General features: G+C 46.2%; 17 protein-coding genes. 10 read left to right on the top strand and 7 right to left on the bottom strand.

Annotated elements, in window-relative coordinates; all coding sequences use genetic code 11:
* Positions 1-12: 12 nt before the first annotated feature.
* Positions 13-948 (bottom strand): histone deacetylase family protein, encoded by a 936-nt coding sequence (locus KDM90_RS13280; RefSeq protein ID WP_212676091.1) that lies wholly within the window; start codon positions 946-948, stop codon positions 13-15.
* Positions 949-1,089: 141 nt separating this feature from the next.
* Positions 1,090-2,442, bottom strand: coding sequence for a DUF3422 family protein (locus tag KDM90_RS13275; protein WP_212676090.1), 1,353 nt, complete (start codon positions 2,440-2,442; stop codon positions 1,090-1,092).
* 348 nt (positions 2,443-2,790) lie between these two features.
* Between KDM90_RS13275 and KDM90_RS13270 the strand changes: the two genes are divergently transcribed.
* From KDM90_RS13270 to KDM90_RS13260, 3 genes are all read left to right on the top strand, one after another.
* Positions 2,791-3,303 (top strand): peptidylprolyl isomerase, encoded by a 513-nt coding sequence (locus KDM90_RS13270; protein ID WP_212676089.1) that lies wholly within the window; start codon positions 2,791-2,793, stop codon positions 3,301-3,303.
* 288 nt (positions 3,304-3,591) lie between these two features.
* Positions 3,592-4,005, top strand: coding sequence for a hypothetical protein (locus tag KDM90_RS13265; RefSeq protein WP_212676088.1), 414 nt, complete (start codon positions 3,592-3,594; stop codon positions 4,003-4,005).
* Between the two features lie 87 nt (positions 4,006-4,092).
* Positions 4,093-4,581 (top strand): GNAT family N-acetyltransferase, encoded by a 489-nt coding sequence (locus tag KDM90_RS13260; protein ID WP_212676087.1) that lies wholly within the window; start codon positions 4,093-4,095, stop codon positions 4,579-4,581.
* 146 nt (positions 4,582-4,727) lie between these two features.
* On the opposite strand, the gene msrA is transcribed toward KDM90_RS13260, so the two are convergent.
* Complete coding sequence (gene msrA, locus KDM90_RS13255) at positions 4,728-5,264, bottom strand: peptide-methionine (S)-S-oxide reductase MsrA (RefSeq protein ID WP_212676086.1); 537 nt, start codon at positions 5,262-5,264, stop codon at positions 4,728-4,730.
* Between the two features lie 209 nt (positions 5,265-5,473).
* Here msrA and KDM90_RS13250 point away from each other — a divergent pair, with 209 nt between their 5' ends.
* The 5 genes from KDM90_RS13250 to KDM90_RS13230 all read left to right on the top strand — a co-directional run bounded on the left by KDM90_RS13250 (position 5,474) and on the right by KDM90_RS13230 (position 12,620).
* Complete coding sequence (locus KDM90_RS13250) at positions 5,474-6,847, top strand: hypothetical protein (protein ID WP_230409793.1); 1,374 nt, start codon at positions 5,474-5,476, stop codon at positions 6,845-6,847.
* Between the two features lie 54 nt (positions 6,848-6,901).
* Positions 6,902-7,702: a hypothetical protein gene (locus KDM90_RS13245; RefSeq protein WP_230409792.1), complete on the top strand. Its 801-nt coding sequence runs from the start codon at positions 6,902-6,904 to the stop codon at positions 7,700-7,702.
* A gap of 6 nt (positions 7,703-7,708) precedes the next feature.
* Positions 7,709-10,537, top strand: coding sequence for an ATP-binding protein (locus KDM90_RS13240; protein ID WP_212676085.1), 2,829 nt, complete (start codon positions 7,709-7,711; stop codon positions 10,535-10,537).
* An 81-nt stretch (positions 10,538-10,618) separates the two neighbouring features.
* Positions 10,619-12,058, top strand: a complete 1,440-nt coding sequence (locus KDM90_RS13235) for a DUF3667 domain-containing protein (protein ID WP_212676084.1) — start codon at positions 10,619-10,621, stop codon at positions 12,056-12,058.
* A gap of 40 nt (positions 12,059-12,098) precedes the next feature.
* The gene (locus KDM90_RS13230) at positions 12,099-12,620 is read left to right on the top strand and encodes a DUF1697 domain-containing protein (protein WP_212676083.1); all 522 of its coding nucleotides are present in this window, start codon (positions 12,099-12,101) and stop codon (positions 12,618-12,620) included.
* A gap of 49 nt (positions 12,621-12,669) precedes the next feature.
* Here KDM90_RS13230 and KDM90_RS13225 read toward each other — a convergent pair whose 3' ends face one another.
* The gene (locus tag KDM90_RS13225) at positions 12,670-13,539 is read right to left on the bottom strand and encodes an ATP-grasp domain-containing protein (RefSeq protein ID WP_212676082.1); all 870 of its coding nucleotides are present in this window, start codon (positions 13,537-13,539) and stop codon (positions 12,670-12,672) included.
* Positions 13,540-14,137: 598 nt separating this feature from the next.
* Between KDM90_RS13225 and KDM90_RS13220 the strand changes: the two genes are divergently transcribed.
* A complete protein-coding gene (locus tag KDM90_RS13220; RefSeq protein WP_212676081.1) occupies positions 14,138-16,033 on the top strand; it encodes a M20/M25/M40 family metallo-hydrolase in 1,896 nt (631 codons plus the stop codon).
* A gap of 147 nt (positions 16,034-16,180) precedes the next feature.
* Here the strand turns inward: KDM90_RS13220 and KDM90_RS13215 are convergent, their stop codons facing one another.
* The 3 genes from KDM90_RS13215 to KDM90_RS13205 all read right to left on the bottom strand — a co-directional run bounded on the left by KDM90_RS13215 (position 16,181) and on the right by KDM90_RS13205 (position 20,742).
* Positions 16,181-18,217 carry a TonB-dependent receptor gene (locus KDM90_RS13215; RefSeq protein WP_212676080.1) on the bottom strand — a complete coding sequence of 679 codons (2,037 nt, stop codon included), beginning with the start codon at positions 18,215-18,217 and terminating at the stop codon, positions 16,181-16,183.
* Between the two features lie 123 nt (positions 18,218-18,340).
* Complete coding sequence (locus tag KDM90_RS13210; protein WP_230409791.1) at positions 18,341-18,844, bottom strand: DUF6702 family protein; 504 nt, start codon at positions 18,842-18,844, stop codon at positions 18,341-18,343.
* 23 nt (positions 18,845-18,867) lie between these two features.
* The gene (locus KDM90_RS13205) at positions 18,868-20,742 is read right to left on the bottom strand and encodes a M1 family metallopeptidase (RefSeq protein ID WP_438947439.1); all 1,875 of its coding nucleotides are present in this window, start codon (positions 20,740-20,742) and stop codon (positions 18,868-18,870) included.
* A 1,272-nt stretch (positions 20,743-22,014) separates the two neighbouring features.
* On the opposite strand from KDM90_RS13205, the gene KDM90_RS13200 reads away from it, so the two are divergent.
* Positions 22,015-24,669, top strand: a complete 2,655-nt coding sequence (locus KDM90_RS13200) for a coiled-coil domain-containing protein (RefSeq protein ID WP_212676079.1) — start codon at positions 22,015-22,017, stop codon at positions 24,667-24,669.
* Positions 24,670-24,896 lie beyond the last annotated feature (227 nt).

The following is a 24,896-nucleotide window of genomic DNA, read 5'->3' as shown; positions in this document are numbered from 1 at the left end:
CAAATGGCGGTGTCAATCCGCACCGATCAGAACTCGCACATGTGCAGTTGCACTGCGACCAAGCGAAGACAGATCATAGCCACCTTCCAGGCAAGAAACGATACGACCTTGGCAGTACTTTTGTGCGATCTGCACTAGTTGCTTTGTGACCCATTCGTAATCAGACTCCACCAAAGCCAAATTACCCATATCATCTTCGCGATGTCCATCAAAACCAGCAGAAATGAAGATCATTTGCGGTTGAAATTTTTCCAACGCGGGCAACCACGCATCCATCACAGCCTGCCGAAAGGCTTCACTACCCGAGCGACTAGGTAAGCCCACATTAATCATATTGGCACCCATCGGCACGTCACCACAAAATGGATACAGATTTTTTTCAAAAATCGAGCACATAAGTACCCGTTGATCATCAAATAAAATATCTTCACTACCATTTCCATGATGCACGTCAAAGTCAATTAATGCGACCCGTTCCATCCCATGTTGCGCCAGGGCATGACGAATACCGACCACAACATTATTGAAAAAACAAAATCCACCAGCATTGCTCCGTTCAGCATGATGCCCTGGTGGACGGATATTACAGAAAGCAACCGGTGCTTGACCCGCTGCGACTAAATTCGTTGCCAACACAGCCGCGCCAGCAGCGCGCAAAGCGGCTTGATAAGAAAACTCATTGATATTGGTATCGGGATCAATTTGTCGGTGTCCTCCGTCTGGCACAGACTGCGCGATTTCGGCAAACTCGTCCAAATAAAATTCACTGTGGGCACGCGCCAATTGTTCACGCGTCGCCAAAGGAGCATCGAGTTGATCCATGTAATCAAGTAATCCTTTGATCAACAACTGATCATTCACTGCGCCCAATCGTTCTGGACACTCAGGATGTTGATTGCCCATATCGTGCTTCTGGCAATCTGTGTGGGTAATATAGGCGGCTAGCAATGCGCTGACTCCTAGTGAGTGAGGATAAAATTCCTGATTGATTCTAGTCTGATGCCGTCGCTGCGTAAAGTTATCGCAGCAGAGATTTGCGTTGCATCAAGGCTTTTGTGATTCGCAAACAAAAACACCAGATGATTGCGTTTAGCTCATTTTTTGATGTGGCAGCGCACGATGCAATTTTCGCAAACCGATCCAAACAAGACCAAGTACGACCGGCACCGCAACTCCAATCACGCTCTCAGTATGGGCAAGCCAACCCACTTCTTTTGCGGCCTTGGCAACATACCCCCAAAGTCCAATCACATAATAAGAAATCGCCGCGACCGACAAACCTTCTACCGCTTGCTGCAAGTGGAGCTGTTGGGCTGCTCGAATATTCATCGATTGTAAAATCTGCCTATTTTGTCGTTCTTGCACTATGCCAACCCGCGTACGTAGTAAATCGTTCGAGTGAGCGATACGACCAGCCAAACTCTCTTGTCGATTGGCGACAGCATCGCAGGTGTTCATCGCTGGAGTCAGGCGTCGCTCCATAAATTCCGCAACCATAGGCAATCCCTCAATGCGTTGTTCACGTAGTTCATCAATCCGTGCGTGAACCAATCCGAAATACGCTTTCGAGGCAGCAAAGCGGTAATTATTTTCCAAGGCAAGTTTTTCAATACGAGCCGCCAAATGGGTAATGTCTTCTAATAAAATGCGTTCCGCATCGCCAGCATCCTGTTCTGTCTGAATTTCCCACGGTCGATCGCCAGCCACCATTGCGCTCGCGAGATCAACCAGTTGCGCTTCGATGGTATTCAATTCTGGTGCTGCTTTTTGGGCATGAGGTAGGCCCAACAGCGCCATCATTCGATACGTCTCGATTTCTAGAATTCTTTGCGCGAGACGGCCAGCCTGCTGTGAGCGCATTCCAACATCACGGATAACAAACCGCGAGAATCCATCGGCATGAACAACGAAATCGGACCAAAACTCACCACCCTGCATGACACGACTACCGGCTAGTGGATTTCCTTGGAAAACTTGCTGTACTTCTTTGAAATAATCCTCAGCAGAAATTGATCGATTATCTAATATCAGGTGGGCAGCAACCAAGACTTTACCCTGCAATTGATGCAGCCACGCTTGGGGAATACGTGTGCTCGGCATGTGCATCAAGCTTTGCTCCAGTGAATCAGCGCGGCTCTGTGTTTGCGCAAAAGTGTAGGTAGCAAACTCAGTATGGCATTCCCATTTCAAACGAAATACTGACGTATCCACATAGTAGTATTTGGCCTCTTGGTCGGGCGGACTCACACCCAGATGTTGGCATAAATTCTTCAGCAAAACATACTGCTGCTCATGCAAAGAAATGTCTGGCGCATTTTGACGCTCGCTGTAGACAGCTAAATGAGAGACAAGCTCAGGCGCCTGTAAGCGTAAAAAGGGACGTGAATGGATCTCCGTCGCCAGCGCGACGCGCTGAGGATGGTTTAATTCAAAAAAATGCATACCTTAGATCACCCAAAATAATCGAAACTCAGACCGAACTTTGACCCATTCAAATGTTCGAAAACCTTATGCGACTGGTGCGTGCAAACATGTTGCACTGTCTTTTTGGGAGCATCTATCACCATCCTAGCTTGGATAAGCCAGCTTCGTTGTGCATTTTAGCAAAGATGTGGATTGCCAGTACACCGTGCATGAATAGATGAGATGCATATCTACAGCGTCCCAAACCGCACCATCTCCGTTCAAAGTGGTTCGAACTGGTAAAATATCGGTTAGCGCTGAATTGGGCCTAAGCCGCCCATTTTTGCAGTTCTCAAAAGAAGTTCATCAGACCGCAAAGGATCTCCTATGTCACAACTCAAAGTCATCATGCAAACCAACAAAGGTACTATCAACCTAAATTTATTTGCTGAACAAACCCCTATTACCTGTGCCAGCTTTGTCAATCTCATTCAACATGGCTACTACGATGGATTGAATTTTCATCGCGTGATTAGCGATTTTATGATTCAAGGTGGCTGCCCAGATGGCACTGGAATGGGCGGTCCGGGCTATCGCTTCAAAGATGAGTGCACGAGCGAGCTGCGTCACGATCGGGCCGGTATTTTATCGATGGCAAACGCGGGTCCAGGCACAAATGGTAGTCAGTTTTTTATTACTCACGGTCCAACGCCTCACTTGAATGGCAAACACACCGTATTTGGTTTGGTTGCTAGCGCTGAAGATCAAAAAGTTGTAAATAGCATCGCGCGCGGCGACGTCATGGAAAAAGTGACGATTGAAGGCGATACCACTGCACTCTTGTCTTCGCAAGCTGAACTGGTCGCGAAGTGGAATGAAATTTTGGAATCACGGAAGTAAGGGAGAAAGTAAACAGTGCGTACGTAAGGTACTCTCGGTTTTTTTACCCATCCTCTTTGGACTTCTCGCTCACATTTTTGAGTGATTACGCAATAGCTGTATACAGTTGACTGTGATCCGCCATTTTGGTGGGACACTTCAACTGTGTTCAGCACCACGAACGCGATGTGAGCTCTTGCTTGCTTCTAGGTTCTTTTTTCTCACCACACTTATCATCAGTCGCGATTTCAAATTGTCTTTTTAAAATTAAAAAGATAAGATGTATTTTTATTAAAAAATATAAAGACAATGAAAAAATTGATTCTCTTGTGCCTACTTGTGACGATCGGTGCAGGCTTTTATTGGTCAAAGACCCGCTCTAGTCATCCGTCTGTAAATTCCCGTGAAGAAAAAATCGCCGAGTCGATTGGCATGCAATTAGATATCGCGACTGACAACCACTTCAAGAGCAGCGACAAAGCGTCAAATAGCCATACCAAAATTTATCGTATCAGCCGGCAAATCTCTGACACCGTGTATATCTTAATTTATGGTGCAAACGAAGAGTCCGAGTTTAAAAAAATTGAATCGGTAGCAGGCGCAATCCTGACAAATACGCCAGGCATTCGTCAGGTAAACATTGAATATTACAGCACACGCCCGACCGGCAAAGACACCAACTCACAAAAGGCAATCCGTAGTTTTAAGACGAGTATCAACTAGGCGAATACAATTTCACCAAACTCGCCTGACACAGACGGTAGCTTGTGCGGCATACTATGCATCCGTCCCTGCAAATTCCCTTCGACTATGCGAGAAATCCGCCAAGCAGAAACTGCCGATTTTGAACAAATTTGGCCCTTCTTTCAGGAGATTGTTTCTGCTGGTGAAACCTATACGTACCCGCCAGATATCTGCAAAGAAGACGCTCAAGCGCTCTGGATGACGGCGCCAAGGAAAACCTTCGTTGTCGTCGAAGACGGAAAAATTCTCGGCAGTTACTACATCAAAACCAATCAGAGTGGCGGCGGTTCCCATATCTGCAATTGCGGCTATATGGTGTCTGCGTCAGCACGTGGGAGAGGCATTGCAAGCATCATGTGCGAGCACTCGCAAATGCTTGCCCGAGACCTCGGCTACCTCGCCATGCAGTTCAATTTCGTGGTATCGACGAATACAGAGGCCGTTCGCCTTTGGCAGAAGATGGGTTTTGAAATCGTCGGCGAAATACCCCGTGCCTTCCAACATCCTCGCTTAGGTTTCGTCTCTGCTTTGGTAATGTATAAGCAGTTAACTTAAATCACTTGTCACAGCGACGCCTGGTATGGATAAAGAAATCAATATCTCACGTCCTATCCCTCACAATAGCAAGCTCATTTTTCCCCACGTTGGTCGCAAAACCAAGATCTAAGCTGCAATGAAATAGCGTCCCTTCCCAAGGATATTTAACGTAATTTTGTCAAAAACAATTTCCGCACCTTGGCTACTTTCGGTGCGACGACAAAAGAACAGTAAGCTTGCTGAGGATGTTGTGCAAAATAGTTCTGGTGATATTCCTCTGCCAGATAAAACTGTGGTGCAGGACTTAGTTCCGTGACAATCGGGTCGTTCCATAGGCTGGCCATCCTTTGCATCACTTCTCGCGCTATCGTCTGTTGAGTCTCATCGTGATAAAAAATGACAGAACGATACTGTGTACCTTGATCGGCACCTTGACGATTTAAAGTAGTCGGATCATGAATAGTGAAAAATATTTCTAGAATATTAGCAAAACTAACTAGAGCCGGATCAAACCGCAAACGTACCACTTCGGCATGGCCAGTTCGTCCGGTACATATTTGTTCGTAGGTGGGTTGATGTATTTGTCCGCCGCTGTAGCCAGACTCCACCAAAGTTATTCCCCGTATTTGTTGGAAAACTGCCTCTGTACACCAAAAACAACCACCGCCAAGAGTCGCAATTTGTTCATGTTGCTGTGTCATGCTATTTCTCCATTTGATAAAAATGCCCTACTTATCGACAATTAGTCTATTTTTAAGCTCTGTTATTACCTTATTCTCACACTATTTGTTCTAAATGAAATAATCATTAGCGCATCCGATCTTCATCGAAACCGAGGAATTCGATTCCCCCTCGAAAAAAGTAAAATTTTAACAATACAAAAGCGGGTTCCAAGCAGGTAAAATGCGGCATGCAAAATTTCGACGAAGAATCCATAGCAAGAATTGAAGACGATTTGTCAGATCAAAATGACCTCAGTCTCAAGTCTTACTTCAAATCCAGTTTAACTCCCGATGACGTTGTAGCTCTCGCCCCTTTGCGGCGCGCGCAACCTATGCTGCAAGCATTTACAGCATTATTCCACGGCGGCATCAATAGCGTCTTGATGCGCTTACTGGTCTTGCGCGAGCTCACTGCGGATGTCGACTCGCCCGCATTAAGTCGCGCAGATATCAACGCCAAATTAGGGTATTTAGAGCCAGAAGCTCTAGAAACGGTATTGACGCGTCTGCGCAGCACTGGGCTCTTAGTTTGGGATCCCAGTCAATCGGTGTATCGAATCGCACCGATGGCACGCAATGTTCTAGCGGCAATTGAATCCCTCATCCAAGTTGAACAACAAGACGATGCATCAGAAGTCAGCTACATGCTCACACAGGTGGCAGGTGCGCAAGCCGTGGGAGGGGTCTCAGTAGAACAATTGCACCACCTACTGGGTCGTCTCATCGAGTTAACCGAGGAATTCGCTGACGCAATTGCCTCAGGGTCTGAATTTCAACTGCGGGCGGCACAACAAAAATGGCACACGGCGTGCGATTGGGTGGAAAAAGGTTCACAAATTATTCATGCGATTACCAATGATGCGCGAGCTGACTCCGCAACCCATCGTGCTGCACAAGCAATTGGTCGTGCACAAAGTGCTCTACTGAATATGCAAGGCATGTTTTCACGAGCACTCAATCAAATTGAACGACAACGCGTGCACTTGGGTCAATCAGGTCTTTCTACAACAGACATAAAGATGTGGCTACTACAACGAGACGATCTCGCGTCTCTCGCGGACGGTGCGCTTTCACATCCGGTTACACCACACTTCATTACGCCATCAGAAATGATCGATGTCGCGGAGAGTGAGTTACTCAACCATCGTGGATCAGCCGTGCTGGGTGTCTTACCAACAGGGCAAGATGCCCCCTCCATTGCGAACGACAATAGCGAGGCCTTGTTGGAGCTTGATACCTGGTTAGATTTACTGAGCGGCATCGATGCAAAATCGATTGACCCAGAGACGAAGAAACCAAAAGCTTTACAAGAAATTTTATTACCAGCGAGTTTTGCCATTGCGTCCTACCGTGCTTCATTATTACCTTTGATCGGTGACGCAAATGAGGCGTCATTGCAAGGTGCGACCGCTAGCTTAGCTCGCCTTCCTTTGGAATTTAGCTCCAAGGATAGGATGCAAAAAGTCAACGACCCTCATGTAGCGGCCATTTCCGTCGCTAGTTTGCAGCCGATCGACAATTTGCAAGTGAACAAAGATGACGAAGTTCATCGTACACCTTGAGCATGTGGCGTTTGCTTTCGCTCAAGTCGCCGTTTTTTAGAATAGAGAAACTCCATGACAGAAGATGCACAAATCCTGATCGCACGCCTGCTTGCGCATCAAACTCTAAAACGTGAAGACAAGCTCGTGAAGCGCGCATTGTCCGACGAGAATTTTCGCGCTGATGTCGACGCGCGCTTAAAGGCGTGCGGGATGAAGTTTGTTGACAACGTCTATGCTGACTATGTCACGCTCGCTCTGACGCGTGATAGCGAGTCCAAAGTTTTTGGCACAAAGGACACCTGGCAAAACAATAATTTTGGCCTCGCCCGCGACGGTGTTGCACTCTTAGTGGTCTTGTGGTCACTCATTATCTTGCCGAAACGTGAACGTCAAGAAGCGCATCAAATGGCGCAAGAAGATCAAAACGATATGTTCGGTAAGGAAAAACCACTACCGCGCGCAGAGGAGACGTCGATCGGCATTTCCTATCGCACTTTGCTCGCTGACTTCGGTGAAAAACTCGGTAAAAAAACGCGGATGGATATGAATCTTGGCCAGCTCGCGCGTCTCGGTTTCATTGAACGAAAATCAGACTTAATCATGGAAGGCCCTCTGCTAGACTTGTTGATGGACACCGATGCGTTAAAAGACAGGATTATTAATGGTGCTTTGTCGGATATTTTCCATATCCCGATGCCACGCACGCCTGCAGCGATGACAACAGAATTGCTTTCCACAGCAAACAACACCGAGACCAGTCTAAATAATCAGGAATCGAGTCAAGATCAAGGCGAAGGAACCCAAGTGAGCTCAGCAGAAACGTCCATCGTGAATCACGACAATACGACTGATAACACCACCGAAAAAGAATAAGCCATCATGTTTCACATCAAATCACTAGAACTGGTTCACTGGGATTACTGGCAGCGGATTAAAAATATTCCATTGGATGCCAAGATCATTACCATCGCGGGCCAAAATGGCTCAGGCAAGACCACACTACTTGACGCCTTACGCACGCTATTTGGCCTCGAGTGCTCGATGGGTCGTTCCTATAAACACTACGCCCGCCACTCGGGCCAACAGACGGCTTGGATACGCGCTGTCGTCGACAACAGTGCTGTTGGTCCACAAATTTCCAATCGACCTTTCCGGATGTCGGGTTTGTATGAAGATGAGGTCACTCTTCTTTGTAAGATTGAGAAAAATGGTGGGGATTGGAAGCGTCAATATCTGATGCGTAGTGGAAAAATTGAAATCGAAGAAATTCAAGAAGCAAACGATTGGCTCGGCGTTGAAACGTATCGCAAACGTCTGTCTCACGCAGGTCTCTCCTCTGCGATGGGAAAAGTGCTCGCCTTAGAACAAGGCGAAACGGACAAACTTTGTGAGTACGCACCGCGACAGCTTCTCGATTTGGTATTCCAAGTCTTTGGCGATAAAGAAGTTCTCGATGCCTATGACGATGCGAAGCGTCATCAACGTGATACTGAATCAGAATTGCAACGTTTTGAAACGGAACTCGAGGGCGCGAAAACCAATCTTGAGGGTTTGCGTTTAAAAGTCGCGAACTACCATCAGTGGGAAAGTTTAAATAAAGAGAAGCGTGATTTGCAGGAAGAGATTTTGCCGACCATGCAATACCACGAAGACTTAGAACGTGCTGCTGCCACCAGTCAATCACTCCGAGCTAGTAAGCGTTTTTTAAAGGCGCAAGATGCAGCACTCTCCGAACGTCGGCAAGCTTTAGCGCAACAAGCACAAAATCATAGCGAGGCTCAACAGGCTGAAGCAGCTCTAGAAATAGAAGAGTCCAACTTACGCGAAAAACTTGCGCAGGTGAATGCAAAACTGAAGCCTCAAGAGAGCCTACTGGAACAAAAAGCGCGATTACAAAAACTCGCAGCAGAAGCGGATGCGGACATCGCCAATGTCGCAGACGAACTCGAAAAGAAAGAGGAAGAACTCGCCCAACAGAAGCAAGAACGTGATGCACTCAGTCAGCGGATCGCCGCTGACATGGAAACGATCTCCGCACTTCAAGGCAAAGCAAGTCTTCCTGATCCTGACAACGTGCGTCAGATGCGACGAGCACTCAATGATGCCAATATCCCGCACAGCATGTTGCCCGAAATTGTCGAGGTGACGAATCCCAAATGGCAAGGTGCAGTTGAAGGGGTCTTGCGTGCTTATACCTCGGTTATTTTGCTGGACAATCCAAGTGATGCCAGCGCAGCATATCGAATTGGCGAAAAACAACGATACAGCCATTTCATCGTACCAGATCGAATACATGCACCGGTTGTCAAGAACGATAGTCTGCTGTCTGTGGTCAGCTTCAACGCGAAGGCGCCAGCATGGTTGATTGAACAGCTCGAACGTATTGAAACCGTCGATAGCATTGATATCGGCATGCAATTGCATCGATCACAGGAATGGATTACTCCTGACGCCTATCATTTTGAACGCCGGGGCGGTCGCTCATTATTCGTCGAAGCCTCACGCTATCGTTTTGGAAATGCTGGGCGCACACAACGCTTAGAAGCCTTACAAAAGGCCCTGCCACGACTACAATCTCAAGAAGACCAACTTACAATCAAAATCAGTAAACTGGCTGGCGAGATTTCGTCTTACAAAGCGCGTCTTGCTGGAGTCGATGCTGCAAAAGAACTCAGCGCTCGTCATGCTGAGTTTGAAGAAGCATCGCGCAACACGCAGCCACTCAAACAGCAACGAATCGAAGTGGGCACACGGCTCGGTGAGATTGCTCCACTACTTAAGGCCGCGACAGAACAACGCACAGTTGCGCATTTAAAATGGGAGCAGGCAAAGGCAGCTATTGCCGATGCTGAGGCGCAGCAACGCAGCTCAGAAAAACGCCATACAGAAGAACGTAAAGCGCAATTTGAAACACTGCGGAAGATGCGAGAAACTTGGCATACTCTTCCACTCAACTGGAAACGTAGCTCGCATCGAAAAGAACTGGTCGCCGAACACGAGAACGTTCACCAAATCGAGTTACGACTGCGCAGCCTCAGCAATAATCTCGCACGCGAGGATTGGGAGACCGATTCAACCGTCGTTGATCAATACACGCGTCTGAATAATTTGCTACAAAATCGTCAAGCCGAAACCGACGAACGCAGATATCAGAATAACCGAGCGATGGAAGCAACTGTCAATGCCCGTGCCGCCTACATGGACCGCTTACGGTACACCATCAAAACCTACAGCAAAAATATCAAACAACTTGGTGAATTGGCTGGTATTGAAGTGCATACAGACCCAGTCAAATTGGAAAATGACGACATCTTGCTTGCGCAAGCGGGTTTACATGTCCGATTCAAGTTTGATGGCAAAGGGCCAATCGGAATGAACGACGGCGAGGCATCAGGTGGCCAGCAAGTGATGAAGTCACTGATACTGCTCATTGGACTATTAAAATCTGAAGATGGCTCGGGAGGATTCGTCTTCATTGATGAACCATTTGCGCATCTCGACATACGCAATATTCAGCTAGTCGGTGAATTCCTCAAGAATACCGACGCACAATACTTGATGACCACGCCGTTGACGCATAATACCGATGTCTATGATCCTTCGGAATTAACCTTAATTACCAGCAAGAAGAAAAAAGATACGGAGTGGGCACAACCAATTTTTGTTCTGCAACGACGAGTTGAAAAAACAAAGGATGCCCGTGCGTAAGCTGAGTAGGTCAGCTTTGCGTAGCAAATTGGCGTATCAAACTATTGTGTCAAATTAGTGCGTCTACTTAGTGAGAGAATCATGGGAATAGAACTTGGAAGTGCAGGCGAAACCTTGGCAGCGATTGTGGTCAGCGACGAGATATCAAAAGGCCAGGACCATTCGCACGATTTCGCTGGAAAAAACTGTGGTAACTGCGGCACCGGATTGACCGGCCCATATTGTCACAGCTGTGGCCAATCTGCACATATTCACCGATCTCTTTTGCATATGGTTGAAGAGCTTCTGCATGGAGTCTTTCATTTTGATACCAAGGCATGGCGCACGATTCCTGCTTTAATCTTTAAGCCTGGTAAATTAACCAAGGAATATATCCAAGGCAAACGCACGTCTTACGTCTCACCGCTCGCACTATTTTTGTTCCTCATTTTCTTGATGTTCTATGTCTTCTCTTGGACTGTGAATGATTCCAGTAAAGATTTTATGATGAACACACCAGAGACTCGAGCCGAAATCGTAAAAGAATTGGATGCGTTAAAGCTGAAATATGAAGAGCAAAAGAAAAACGATGCGCTTGCGGTAGACGCGAATAAAATTGATTTTGATTTACGTGATGATATGCTTGAAAGCTTCACAGAGATCCGTGACCTTCAAGAAAAGCTCGATCAGTTGGATGAAAATCCCAGAACGAAAGACGACTGGCAAGCGGGATTGGATAACGCGAGCCGAGAATTGGCAACACTAGAAGCGGCACTCAAGGAGGAAAAAGCACGCCTGAACAAAGAGAAGACGTCGCCTCCACCTTCTGATGAAAGTCCAAGCGCATCCACAGAACGACATCGAGATCGCACTGAGGAAATTAAGCATTCGATGCACTACGCCGAAATGGACGTCAAATACTATACAAAAAAACTTGCAAAAGCGGAGAAAGAACTCGCCAAGGCGGAGTTAAAGAAAGCCATTAAACAAGCCGCTTCAGCTGAAGACACTAAAGCTGCTAAAGAGCTTGGCGTAGCGACAAAGGAGTCAGCGAGTGCCGATACAAATCGTTCGCCCCAAGATGACGCTTCGGACTCGAAAGTTTCCGAGCTCTACTCTATACCCTACATTGGCAAAACAATCGCACATGCAGACCAGAATCGAGAACTAACCATTTATAAGATGAAGAAAAATGCAGCAAGTTTGGCATTTCTTTTAATGCCATTATCATTACCGTTCTTATGGTTAATGTTTGCTTTCAAACGCAAAGTGGTGATGTTTGATCACGCAGTCTTTTCTCTTTACTCGCTATCGTTCATGTGCATTCTTATGGCAACGATTTCTATCTTAAGTAAAATCGGATGGGGCGGTGTCGCTGCGATCTTATTCACCTTCATACCTCCGATTCATATGTATAAGCAATTACGCTACGCTTATGATTTAGGAAGATTCGCGACCTTATGGAGAACCGTTGCCTTGCTGTTTATTGCCAGCATTTCCTTGACCTTGTATGCGGCAATCATCACCTATTTAAGTGCATAGATCGAAAATCAATCAAAGACAATCCCCACTTACTCTAAACATGCAGACCTACATTGCTTTACTACGTGCCGTCAACGTTGGCGGCACAGGAAAACTCGCCATGCAGGATTTGTCTAGACTATGTTCGGAACTCGATTTTGCCCATGTAAAGACTTACATTGCGAGCGGAAACGTGATTTTTCAAAGCAAGTTATCGGCAAAACAATGTCGCGAGAAACTTGAACTCGCTTTGCAAGATTATGTGGGCAAACCCGTTGGTGTCTTTATTCGTACCCCTGAAGAAATAGAAGAACTTATTTCAAACAATCCGTACAAAGAGCAAGCCAACAATCGCGTGGTTGGCATTTTCATCGATGCTCAGCCTGAATCAAACATATTGAGTACAGTCAGGGGGCAACAAGAAGAACTAATTGCACTCGGTTCTCAGCACATATATGTGTTGTATGGCGAAGGAATGGCGTCATCTAAACTCGTGATTCCTGCGGCAAAATCAGGTACCGCTAGAAACATGAACACCATACTCAAATTAGCTAGCCTAAGTCGACAAAGTCCTTACCTTTAAACCTTACCCCCGACGATCACGTTTCGCCCAGCTATTGATCGACCTGTGTTCATCCAAGCCGAGCCTGTATTGCCTGGGCGAAGCGCAATGGCGCTTGCGGATGCAATTCCAAAAACAACTCGGGTTCGACCAATTCGAGTTCCATTAAAATAAACTGTCCATCACGCAAAACACCATCAACTCGTGCATAACATGGCATGCGCAGCAGACTATGTAAAATTGCCTGCGCTTGCAAACGCATAGAGTCAGGCACATCCACCGCATGTACCGTGCCGCCATGATCGGATTGGACACGAAAATCGCCGGGCTTCGCTCGCTTCAACAGTGCGTGACTAAAATTACCGTCAATGAAAATAAGTGACCATTCTCCTTCGCTGATGATTTCTGGCATAAAAGCTTGCACCAGGAACTCCTGCTCCTGTCGCCAAGCATCGAACTCTTGATTAACGATCTCAATATTCTGTGCATTCACTCTGAGTGTGCGCCATGCGCCGGCTGATTGCACTGGCTTAATCACCAATTCATTGCTTCCCAAGACCAACATTAAATCGGACAAGCTTCTTTGATCGTCAGCTTGCAAGCATAAGCCAGCCATCACGGCATGTCCTTGCTGTGCCAAACTAAAAAGGTATTTTTTATCGAGATTCCAAGCCAAGGTATCTAGATCATTAATCACGTTCACACCACATACGCGTAGGCGATCCAGCCAATCCAAAAAGGCTGCTAATTTCTCATGATAGTCCCACGGACATCGAATCACGACAGCATCAAAATCGGCCCAATTGACCGCGTCATTATTCCAAATTTCAATCGAAACTTGACAGCCTAATGTCTCTAAAGCGGGGAGCAATAATTGCTCGCCACCGAATAAATAAGGTAAATCAATACTAGTAACTAATGCGATACGTTGCTTGCTCATACTTGAATGAATTGGGATAAGGAGTCGAAGCACAATCATACCGAATAAAGGCGAGAAAACCTCAGCATGCATGGATTCTTATTTGACGAACCTGTTACAACCTGCCTCGACAACAATCGCCTTTACTAAGAATCGACAATCTGATTTTCTCGGATGAGCGTCTCATACCACTTCTATTTATTAACTAACATACCCAGCATCATCCCATTTGAATTCGCGGCATAGGCCACCGAATTCTCAGATTTTTACACAATACCAGTTTCCGAACGGGCCATTTATTTATATCACTTAAAATACAAATAGTTTTTACAAAACCATACACTATCTCGTATATTCCGAAGGTAAATCGCATTATTGTTTGAAATGACAGGCGAATTCCCAGTTCACCAAATTTTCTTCCGTTCTACGAAACAATTCACGATTGTTCGCTGTTAAAAAAACAACTGATAACTTTCCGTCAATGCTTTTCTCTGCTCTACTCGCTTTGATTGACAAATCTACCGCAAATTAAAACGACTCTGAATCCGTGTGAGGTTTGGCAATCCATCTTTATTCATAACAATATAACCAATCTAAACTAGAAGTCAGGGAGAGACAGATGCAAAACAAAATTCTATCGAGTTTAATGCTTGGCCTTGTGCTCAGTGCGTCCGCCAATGTCACAAGCATTGCCGCTGAAAAGAAAGTATGGATCACAGTGGGTGATGCAGCTTTCAACGAACTAAAGCAAATCTCAAATAAATACACCGTAAAGCAGAGCCAAGTAATTAACTCAGGTTCAACCGGCTTTGCACGAACCGAAAAAGTACATCTGCTACAGATTGACGAATCCGTGATCCATTCCCTCTCAGACGTCATTCACCAAAAATTAAAGCGCTGCGGTGGCTTCATTTACCACTACGATGAACCAAGCGGACGCGCAGCGCTCTCCAATTTATCGAGAGGAATCGCACCCGCTGTTGCGGGCTTGGCACCTTCCTATACCATCGACAACCAAGCTACAGTGACACCGTTGCTCTCGCAAATGCAGGCAAGCAATATCGGTCAAACGATTGTTGATTTATCCGCTTTCGTCAATCGCTATTACACCACTTCAGGTGGCGTAAGCGGCTCAAACTGGATTAAAAATAAGTGGACCGATCTTGCCGCAGGACGCAGCAATGTCACGGTCGAGCAATTCACTCATGCGGCCTTCCCTCAAAAGTCTGTGATTTTAACCATTCAAGGTACCGACAATGCGTCTGAAGTCGTGGTCCTAGGTGGACACCAAGATTCAATTAATACGGCGGGCACCACTGAAACAACGAAAGCACCAGGTGCGGACGACGATGCTTCGGGTATCGCAAGCTTAACGGAAGCAATTCGCGTCATGTTGGCGAGTAACTATCAACCTCGCAGAACCATTAAATTTATTGCTTATGCAGCTGAAGAAGTGGGTCTCAAAGGCTCGGCAGAAATTGCGAAAAAATATAAAACCGATGGTGTGAAGGTAGTCGGTGTCATGCAACTCGATATGACGAATTACAAAGGTTCAGCGAAAGACATTTACCTCTACACAGATTACACCAATGCCGCACAAAACACTTTCGTGGCGAACCTGATCAGTACCTATCAACCGACTTTAACAGTCGGCAATGATAGCTGTGGCTACGGATGCTCTGATCACGCCTCTTGGCATGCGCAAGGCTATCCAACGTCAATGCCCTTCGAAACAACAATGAGTGAGAGTAACCCGAAAATTCATGGAACGGGAGATACCTATGCGAATATGGGCAGCCAAGCAAATCACGCATTGAAGTTTGGTCGGCTCGCAGCTTCATTTGCGGTGGAACTTGGCAGCGACGGCCCCGCAACCACACCTAGCACAACGGCCCTGAGCAAGGACGTCGCTGTCGCAGTCAATGGTGGGGCTGGCGCGCAAGCAAACTATAGTTTCGTCGTTCCTACTGGCGCGAGCAATTTAACTTTCAAAACAACAGGTGGAACCGGTGATCTTGATATCTACACCCAGCTAGGCAGCTTGCCAACAACGACATCGTATCTACAAAAGGCAGATGGCGCGACGAACACCGAGACCATCACGATCGCGTCACCAACAGCTGGCACTTATTACTTGCTCGCCAATTCCGCCACCGCTGTGAGTGGTGCATCGCTAGTGGCGAGTTATCAAACTGGCGTTCCTAGTAATGTATTGACCAGCGGTGTCGCCGTCAGCGTGGGCACTCTCTCGACGAATACGACTAAACTTTACACGATTGTGATCCCAAGTGGTAAAACCTCGCTGACCTTCAAAATGACAGGTGGCACAGGTGATGGCGATATTTACGCAAAACTCGGCAGCGCACCCACGACGACAGTCTACGACAAGAAGTCGGATGGTTCTACTAACACAGAAACGATTACCTATACGACGCCAGCAGCGGGAACCTATTATTTGCTGATCAAGGCGTACTCTGCCGTGAATGGCGCTAGCTTGGTGGCGACCGTGCAATAAAAGTCAGTTTTTGGTCTTGTCCAGACTACGCATGCGATGGATGAAACCATCTAAGTTTGGTAAATGACTGCTGTTAAAAGGAAAGGCCAGCCAAGTCATTGACTCGCTGGCCTTCTTTTTAATCATCAAAAAAATCAAGAATCAACATCAAAATGTCTTTACCAACATGACGCGAAATGAACGGGATTCTAAGGGATGGAAATGGATATCTTCTTGGGGACTCGCTTCACCTTTCAATTGCGACGCATAGAAGTAATCAATTGCAGAATCACGACGATTGGTGAGATTAAAACCTTCTACCTCTAATTTCAAACTCGAACTGAATTTATAAGCAATTCGGCCATTCACTGTGCTACTCGCTTTTGAACGTACCGAATTATCTTCAAGCAAGGCTCGAGGTCCAAAGTAGCGCCAACGCAATGCACCTGACCAAGGACCAAGCTTATCAAAGTTGAAGGATAGTTGCGCAACGCCTTCCACCGCACCCACAACAAAATTTCCAGCAGAGTCACCCCCACGCGAACGCGCTTTCGCGTAAGCCGCATCAAAATCGATCGAAAACCAATCTGCAGCCTGATAGGAATGCGAAGTCTCGATACCTACACGACGGCTCGGGCGCCCCGCTTCAGTGGTTCCTGCATCGCCAACAAAACTGAGTTCAGAATCAAAATTCAATTGATATACAGAGAACGTACTTTGTAGTCGCGGTAAGAACTCGGTGCGTAGGCCGAGTTCACGCCCCTGCGCGCGAACTAAACCAGGAGAACGCCCGGTCGCCTCTAAAGTTTGTGGATCTAGTGTCGTCAACGTCGCCCGCGCATCATTGCTATGAAAGCCATTTCCAACATTAAAATAGAATTCTGTTTTATTCCATGGTCCAAAAATGAAACTCGCTGTCGGGCTAGTGATATGGTCACTCGCTTTACCTGAATTTTCTGTACGATCGCCATCGACTTGAAACTGATATTGATCATGTCGCAAACCCAAATTTGTGCGGAAAAAATCAGTCCATCTTGTACTCACGTCGAGGTAAAAACCACCACTTGTTTCGACGATGTGATCCTCTCTCACGGTAGATAATTGTCGTCGCGCTTTTGTTTTATGCAAGCCGTTAAAAATATTATCGTTTTGCAGTTGTGTGCCAATTGTGACATCCGTATTTTTACCATTCAAATGCGAATGCCAAGTATGGCTCGCATTGAATCCACTGGTCACTCGCCTGTCGGGCTGACTAAATTGATCGCCATTCACAGGATCATCCATAAAGTATGTGAAATTCGAGTACAAATCTAAGCCACTTTGAATCACGTAAGCACTAAGTCGACTTGCATCATCATTATTTGTGCGACGCCAGCTACCCGAAACACTATATCGGTGCGACTCCCCCCCATCACTGCGATCGATGGTGTCGAAACGATCCAATTGACCGAGTTCGACTGCACGGAGTGGAATTTGATCTGTCGAATTCCATTTACCGCGATATAGCATCGCACTCAGATTAAATCCATTATTCGCGAATCCTTCTGCATAGCGCAACACTGCATTCAATTTTCGAAATTGGTCCGGATGTATGAACGGCCCATCGTTCGTCGTCGTCTCGACAGCGTACAACAAGTTACCATCCAAAAATTCAGGTGATCCAGCTAACAATGCGCGTCGATAGCCATTTTGTCCAAGACTCAAACTGGCAATACTTTGCGCTAAACGATTCGCATAAATCATCGCAGCACTGCCAGCCGCCGAGAAATCGCCCGTACTTGCGGAATACGGCCCTTTTTTGTATTCCATCCGAGCTGTGAGCTCAGGAATTAAAAAGTTCAAATCTGTCCAACCTTGTCCATGTGCATGACTACGCTGATTCACGGGCATGTCATCTAAGCTCGTTCGTAAATCTGTCCCGTGGTCAAGATTAAAGCCTCTTAAATAAAATTGATTTGCCTTTCCCTCGCCGCTATGTTGGCTAACGATTAATCCTGGAATGGCTTCTAACAGTTCGCCAGGACGATAGGTCGTCATCGATTCTAATTTTCTTTGACCAACCACACCAGCGTTTGCGGCATCTAGCAATCCAAGTTGACTAGCCTTGGAACCATCAATTGCGACACGATGTAAAACGGAATCGTCAGCAAAACTAGTTTGTACGAATAATACTGAAACGAGAGAAACTAATAAACGTGGTTTCATAAAGATAAAATGCTCAACACAATTCACAAAAAAAGAGCGCCGCAAGGCGCTCCTATTCTTTTCCTCATATTCAATACAAGGCGGATTTTATTCAAATTTAAACCAAGACAAATGCATTCTACGTCAAGGAAAAGCAATCTCGCGTTGACTTCGCGTGAAAGTCAAAGTCTGCACATTACCATCTCTATTAAGATTAAGTGTATTGACTTGATCGCTCAAAAAATCCGTCAACACGGCCTGACGAATTTTGACCTGTGTTGGCAAAGTTCGCTTTTCGATTTCCTGAAAAACGATCACGCTATTGGGATCCACTTTTAAGCCTACCCACTTCACTGGTAAAACACCATTGACATCACTAATGACAAATTGCTTCTCAAAATACTTTCTAAACACCTGCACATCATCGGGATCACTCAGATCAAATTGACGCTGGTACAGATTTTCTAAGATCGCCTCAATATCATGTGCCATCAAGGTATGGATAATTTCCGTATTTCCTGTATTCGAGTTCAAGCTAATATCAGTAATCGCTGCATGAAAACGATGAGCATATGCCATAGCACTGATCGCAATCAGTGCGCTTAACAGAGAAATCTTAAACAATCTTAAGCTATTCGGCATGCTCATCTCAATTCCAACAAAAACTTCTATTATTTTACTTCTTTGGCTGCAGGTTTAGTTACCGGCTTAGTTGCTGCCTTAGTTGCTGCCTTAGTCGCGACCTTAGCTGCGGCCTTATCAGCTGCCTGCACGGGTGCATTCGGATCGAGCTTCGCAGCTGGTGTTGCCACTGCATCCTTGGCTTCGGTTTTCGCATCGGATTTACCATCTGCTTTCGCTTCAGCTTTGTCTGTTTTCAATGGCGTGTTGAAATCAATCATCATATCGCCTTGTGGGAAGTTCATTTTGAACAGTTCCAAACGCGATTGCGTGATCTTACGCGGCCACGAGTTATTGTTTGTATCGATGTCGGCAGTTTCCAAATAAGGATCTTGGGTCAAACTCACCATAGGCTCGTCAGTGACGATCAACTTGGTAAATTTTTTCGAGTTATAACGCCAGATCTCAGCTGGAATACGTTGAATCACTTTCTTCCCGCTTTGCAATTGAATTTCCAGAATCAAAGGCATCACCAAACCACCGACATTCGAAAAGTCGACCAAATAGAAATGCTTGCCAGACTTCAGCATCGCTTTTTCATCTTCATCCAATGTTTTCATCAAATCGCTGTAGTTATTACGATCTTTGTTTGTGACCGTAAAGTCGTCATACTGATTATAGAAATCCTTGAGTTCCGGATGAGAATCGATACGGCGATCTAATTTACCTTTATCGGTTTGATTCGCAGTCGACACAGGTGCAGCATTGAATTGCGCACGACGCCATGCTTTTTCAATTTCAGGATCTTTAGTCGACATGGTGTACTCGACGATACCGTCAATGCTGATGTCCACAGGATCGGTTGTGTAGAACCAGCCACGCCAGAACCAATCTAAATCTGTACCAGACGCATCCTCCATTGTTCGGAAGAAATCCGCTGGTGTTGGACGCTTAAACTTCCAACGTTGTGCGTATTCTTTAAACGCGAAATCAAACAATTCACGGCCTAAAATTGTTTCGCGCAAAATGTGCAAACCAGCGGCTGGTTTCGCATAAGCATTTGGTCCAAACTGTAAGATCGATTCAGAATTCGTCATAATCGGCACTTGATTTTGACTCTTCATATAATCCACAATACCACGTGGCTCACCGCGAGTTCCTGGATAATTTTCTTCCCACGCTTGTTCAGCCAAGCTTTGCACGAATGAATTCAAGCCCTCATCCATCCACGTCCACTGACGCTCGTCAGAGTTGACGATCATCGGGAAATAATTGTGACCGACTTCGTGAATGATCACGCTAATCAAACCGTACTTGGTACGCTTGGAATAAGTGGATTCACCTGTCTTTTTGTCTTTAGTCGGACGACCGCCGTTGAAAGACAACATAGGATATTCCATACCGCCTTGTGGACCGTTAACCGATTGCGCGATTGGATAGGGATAATCAAGTGAGAACTTATTGTATTGTTCGATCGTATGAATAATCGCTTGCGTGGAATATTGACCCCACAATGGATTCGCTTCTTTTGGGTAGAAGGACATCGCTAAACCAGTACTGGTGCCTGCTTTGTAGCCTTGTGCATCCCAGATGTATTTACGTGAGGAAGCCCATGCAAAGTCACGTACATTCTTTGCCTTAAAATGCCAAGTTTTGGTGCTGGTCGCACGTGACTTTTCGGCTTCTTCCGCCTCTTTTTGCGTCACGATCACGACCGGCGTTTTGGCTGTACGAGCTTGTTTCAAACGATCGAGCTGCGTTGCAGTTAAGATTTTTTCTGCATTGCTCAACTCACCAGTGGCGGATACCACATGGTCACTTGGCACCGTCAATTGCACGTCATAATCGCCAAATTCTAGGGTAAATTCGCCAGATCCTAAAAATTGTTTATGTTGCCAGCCATAGACATCGTAGTAAGCCGCCATGCGTGGAAACCATTGAGCGATTTCGAAGATGTCGTTTTTATCTTCTTTAAAATGCTCGAAACCATCACGGCCGCCGAGCAATTTCCCGTTACCGATGTTGTAATTCCAATCGATACTAAAAACAAATTTTGCGCCTGGTTTGAGGCTATGTGGTAGATCGATCCGCATCATGGTTCGATTAATCACATGCTTCAGCGTTTGACCATCCGCGCCCTTCACACTTGTAATCTTAAAACCACCGTCAAATGTGTCACGTTCATTCATGACAGCCATCGCCTGAAAACTCACTGAATTCGGGTTCTTCCAAGCATCTCGCGAAGGTAATGTGCGTGTCGTATTCGCGTCAGAATCAGGACGGAAAATATTCTGATCCAACTGTACCCATAAATAGTTCAAAGTATCAGGCGAATTATTATGATAAGTGATCGTTTCTGCGCCAGTAATGGCACGCTTGGATTCATCGAGACTCGCACGTATCACATAATCAGCGCGTTGCTGCCAGTACGCATGCCCTGGCGCACCAGAAGCGGCTCGAACCGAAGTTGGCGTTGGTAATAAATCTTCTATTTGACGAAATTTATCGTCTGATTGACCGCCCGCAAAGGCAGACATGCTCATGCAAATGAGCGCTATTGAAACCGGCAAACGCATTATTAAACTCCAAGAAGTGGAAGAAAGCGGGGGTTTGATCTTGATTCCGAAAATATTTCCCACGCGTTAGATTGCAGTTTGAAAGGAAAGTTCCACTCAAACTCATTTTTATTGATTCGACAATGAGCACTGCAACCCATTCTTGCCGAACTCTAAGCAAACTTATCCCCCATTACTGCGATCAGTCACAATTAAACCGAGGAGATTTGTAGAATTTACAAAAAATCACCCAACTACTTGATTGCCTCTATGCTTCGTTTGACAACCCGCTAGGTTAATTTTATTCGCGATTCATGCGCGGTATCGCCCCCTTTTGACGTTCTTCGGGGTTCATTTCTTAAGGGAAGGGCTTTCGGCAAGATCGCAAGCTAACGATCAATTTTGGCGCAATTTTCAAGCCAGATAGTTTCAATTCGACTTTCGTCTGAATAGAAAGTGTGGTTTTAATCGTTTTTCAACCGAAAGGCGGCATTGCTTGCAAGGAATTTCGGGGGTTTTTCGGTAAAATGAACGGCTTATCTGTCTGCAGTTCATCCAAGGCCTCGCGCCCAAACTCCGACGAGCAATGAACAAAGCTGACTTGCTGCAACTCGAGCAATTTATTCTGATCTAGGTCTATTCATGTTTAAACATTTTAAGCAATCCATTCTAGGTAAAGGCAGTGACGAGCAAAGCACTGAAACGCCTGATAGCCCGACGCTCGAAACTCATAGCCAATTTGTGGCTAGCTTTCAAAATGACAAAGCCTCTGAAAGTATTTTGGACCAAATCGACAGAGAGTGGAATTTGCAGCAGGCCGCGTATGCACGCGCCAAAGTTGAACGCGACATGTTAATCGACGCGAATAGTCGCACCAATTTTGAACAAGAATTATTAGTCAAAGTTCGCACACGTCTGATCGCAGAGAAACAAGCTGAAAAGCTGGCGCAACAAAGGCTAGAGAGTGAACAACAAGCAATCCAACTGCATGCGCAACGTGTTGCAGTGGAACAAGAAGCAGAGCAAGCGGCCAAATCGAAAATAGAATACGAGCAGCAGTTACTCGCCATTGCTCAGCAACAAGCGCACGAGCAAGCCATTGCTTTATCTGGAAGCGAAGAAAAACTAAAGGCATCCCAAGAAGCAGAGCGACTGACGAATGAAAGAATCCAATTCGAACAGCAAGCTAAAGCTCTCGCTGAACAAACGATTCTGACTGAACAAGCGCTTTTGGAGTCACAGAAAAATCTTATGGAGGCGGAACGGCAAGCTGCAGAATTAGCGCAGCAGCGCCTTACGACGGAACAAGAGTTAAGTCAAGTGCAACAACAGAAGCACGCTGCACAACGAGAAAATGAAAACAACACCCAAAAGCGTCTGCAGGCAGAGGAAGAGGCAATACGCTTAGCAGAAGAGCGTCTGCGAGAAGAACAAGCAGCCATTATCGCGATTCAAGAACAGGAGCAGATTGATGTTCAGCAAATTGAACTGAACAACAAGAAAATTGATGCTGAAAATGAATTGCTAAAGGCAAGCAAACTCAAATTGGCGTTTGAAAAAGAAGCCAAGCTCAAAAGTACAGAACGTCTACTCGTAAGCCGTCTCGCAGAACAAAAAGCGCAAGAGCGCGCCGCCGCGCAAATTGAGCTAGCCACACTGATCGAAGAAAAGATTCAAGCCGAGAAGGAGTTGATGGAGACGGCGGTCGCCTTATCCATTGCTGAGGATGAAGCGGAACAAGCGGCGAAAGAAAAGACAGAATTAGAACGACTATTGACCCAAAAAGCTGAAGAACGTGTTCTAGCTGAAAATGAAGCGCTCCTTGTCAGTCAACGCAAGCAACTCGCGGAAGCAGATTTACTCACCCAAGTTGAAGCAAGACTGCGCGCGGAACAACGAGCGGAGCAGGCATCTGCTGCGCAAATTGCCGCCGCACAAGAGGCAGAACGCACGGCACAAGCGCGCTTACAAGCAGAACGTGATGCTGAGCGCGTGGTCCAACAACGAATCGAGAATGATCGCCTCGCGGCGCAAAGCGAGCAACAGAGACTATCCCATGAATCAGCTTTATTAGAAGCGGCACAAAGCCTCGCAAAAGCAGAAATTGAAGCAGAAGCGATCGCGCGCGAACGCATCGCAATATCCATTCAAGCACAGCAAAAAGCGCAAGAACGTCAACAGGCGGAATTCGATGCGCAACGCTTAGTCGAACAACGAATTCTGACAGAGGCTGAGTTAGTGCACAGTAGCCAATCCCAATTGGCAATGGAAGCAGAAGCGGAACAATTATTACAAGCTCGGTTACAATCGGAAAATCAAGTTGCTGTACAGCTCCAAGAATTACAAACACTCCAAGCTTTATATGATCAAACGATTCAGCGCAAAGAACAAGCAGCGCGTCAACTTTCTGCTTTACAAGAAGATAGGCAGCAGCAAGAACAACAAGCCAACAACCTCCAACAACAGCGACTGACCCTCGAAGAACAGGTGAAACACTTGGATGGCAAAGTTGAAGAGATTACGGAACAAGCAGGACAAGAAAGACTCTTGCTTGCACAAGCACATCAGCAAATCGCACAAGAGTTGGACTTGATTGCAAAAGCAAAAAATAGCTTGAATGCAGAAAAAGCGTCGATGCTGATTGCACAACAACGCGTATTGCGGGAACAAGAAGCTCAGCGACTCGCACTTGAGCGAGCAGAAATCATCGCGAACTCAATTGCAGCAGAACAAGCCAGATTGAGCCTACATGAACAGGCGATTGAGGCAGAACTTGCGCGTCAGCGAGCAGAGAAAGAAACCTTAGAATTGACTCAACAAGCTGAGGAACTGAGCCGTGCAGCCGATCAACGCGAACTCGAACTTCGATCCTTGCAAAACCCACAACTCAGCTTGGCAATTGAAACTGACCAAACTGGTTCCTCGCTCACGTCAAATCATACTGAAAACTTAAGCATAAACGAGGGACAAGCCTTAAGCCGGATAGATAGCAAAGATGATTTCGAACTCTATCTCGAATCGGTGAATCAGAAAAAATCCGGCATCAACACTGGGACGATCGCATTGATCGTCACAGCGATGATCGGGTTGGCAGCCTATTGGTGGTCGCAACACCAGTCAGAACTCGAAAACGCGAAACCCAAAAAAGGGAGCTTGGCAGAAATTGACAAGCGTTTCAAAGCGACCTCTGAAGACAGTGGCCTACCTAGGGGCGACGCGAGAATTCCTCCCAACCGAGTCGATGAACAATTATTCAAACCCAAGCTCGACAAAAATTGGGAAAAGTTCCCGCATTGAGCTGTCACAACATGTTCGCAAGATGAGTGTAAATATCTTTGGCTCTTCCTGATTGAAGTGCAGTGCTTCTTCACTGCATTTTCTATCGATTGTAGGAAACTGTCCTCGACTCCACCAAGCTTTTGCATCCCGTGCTTTTGCCATTCTTGGGTTTGCTTTGTCGAACGGCCGTTTATGCTCGCCACTAATTCATTCGTTGCATTTACATCACTTCATGCAATGTATGA

The organism is Affinundibacterium fentianense (assembly GCF_018139545.1).
Classification (GTDB): Bacteria; Pseudomonadota; Gammaproteobacteria; order Burkholderiales; family Burkholderiaceae_D; genus Undibacterium; species Undibacterium fentianense.
Note: the sequence above shows the minus strand (reverse complement) of the source record. Positions and strands in the feature narration are given on the sequence as shown.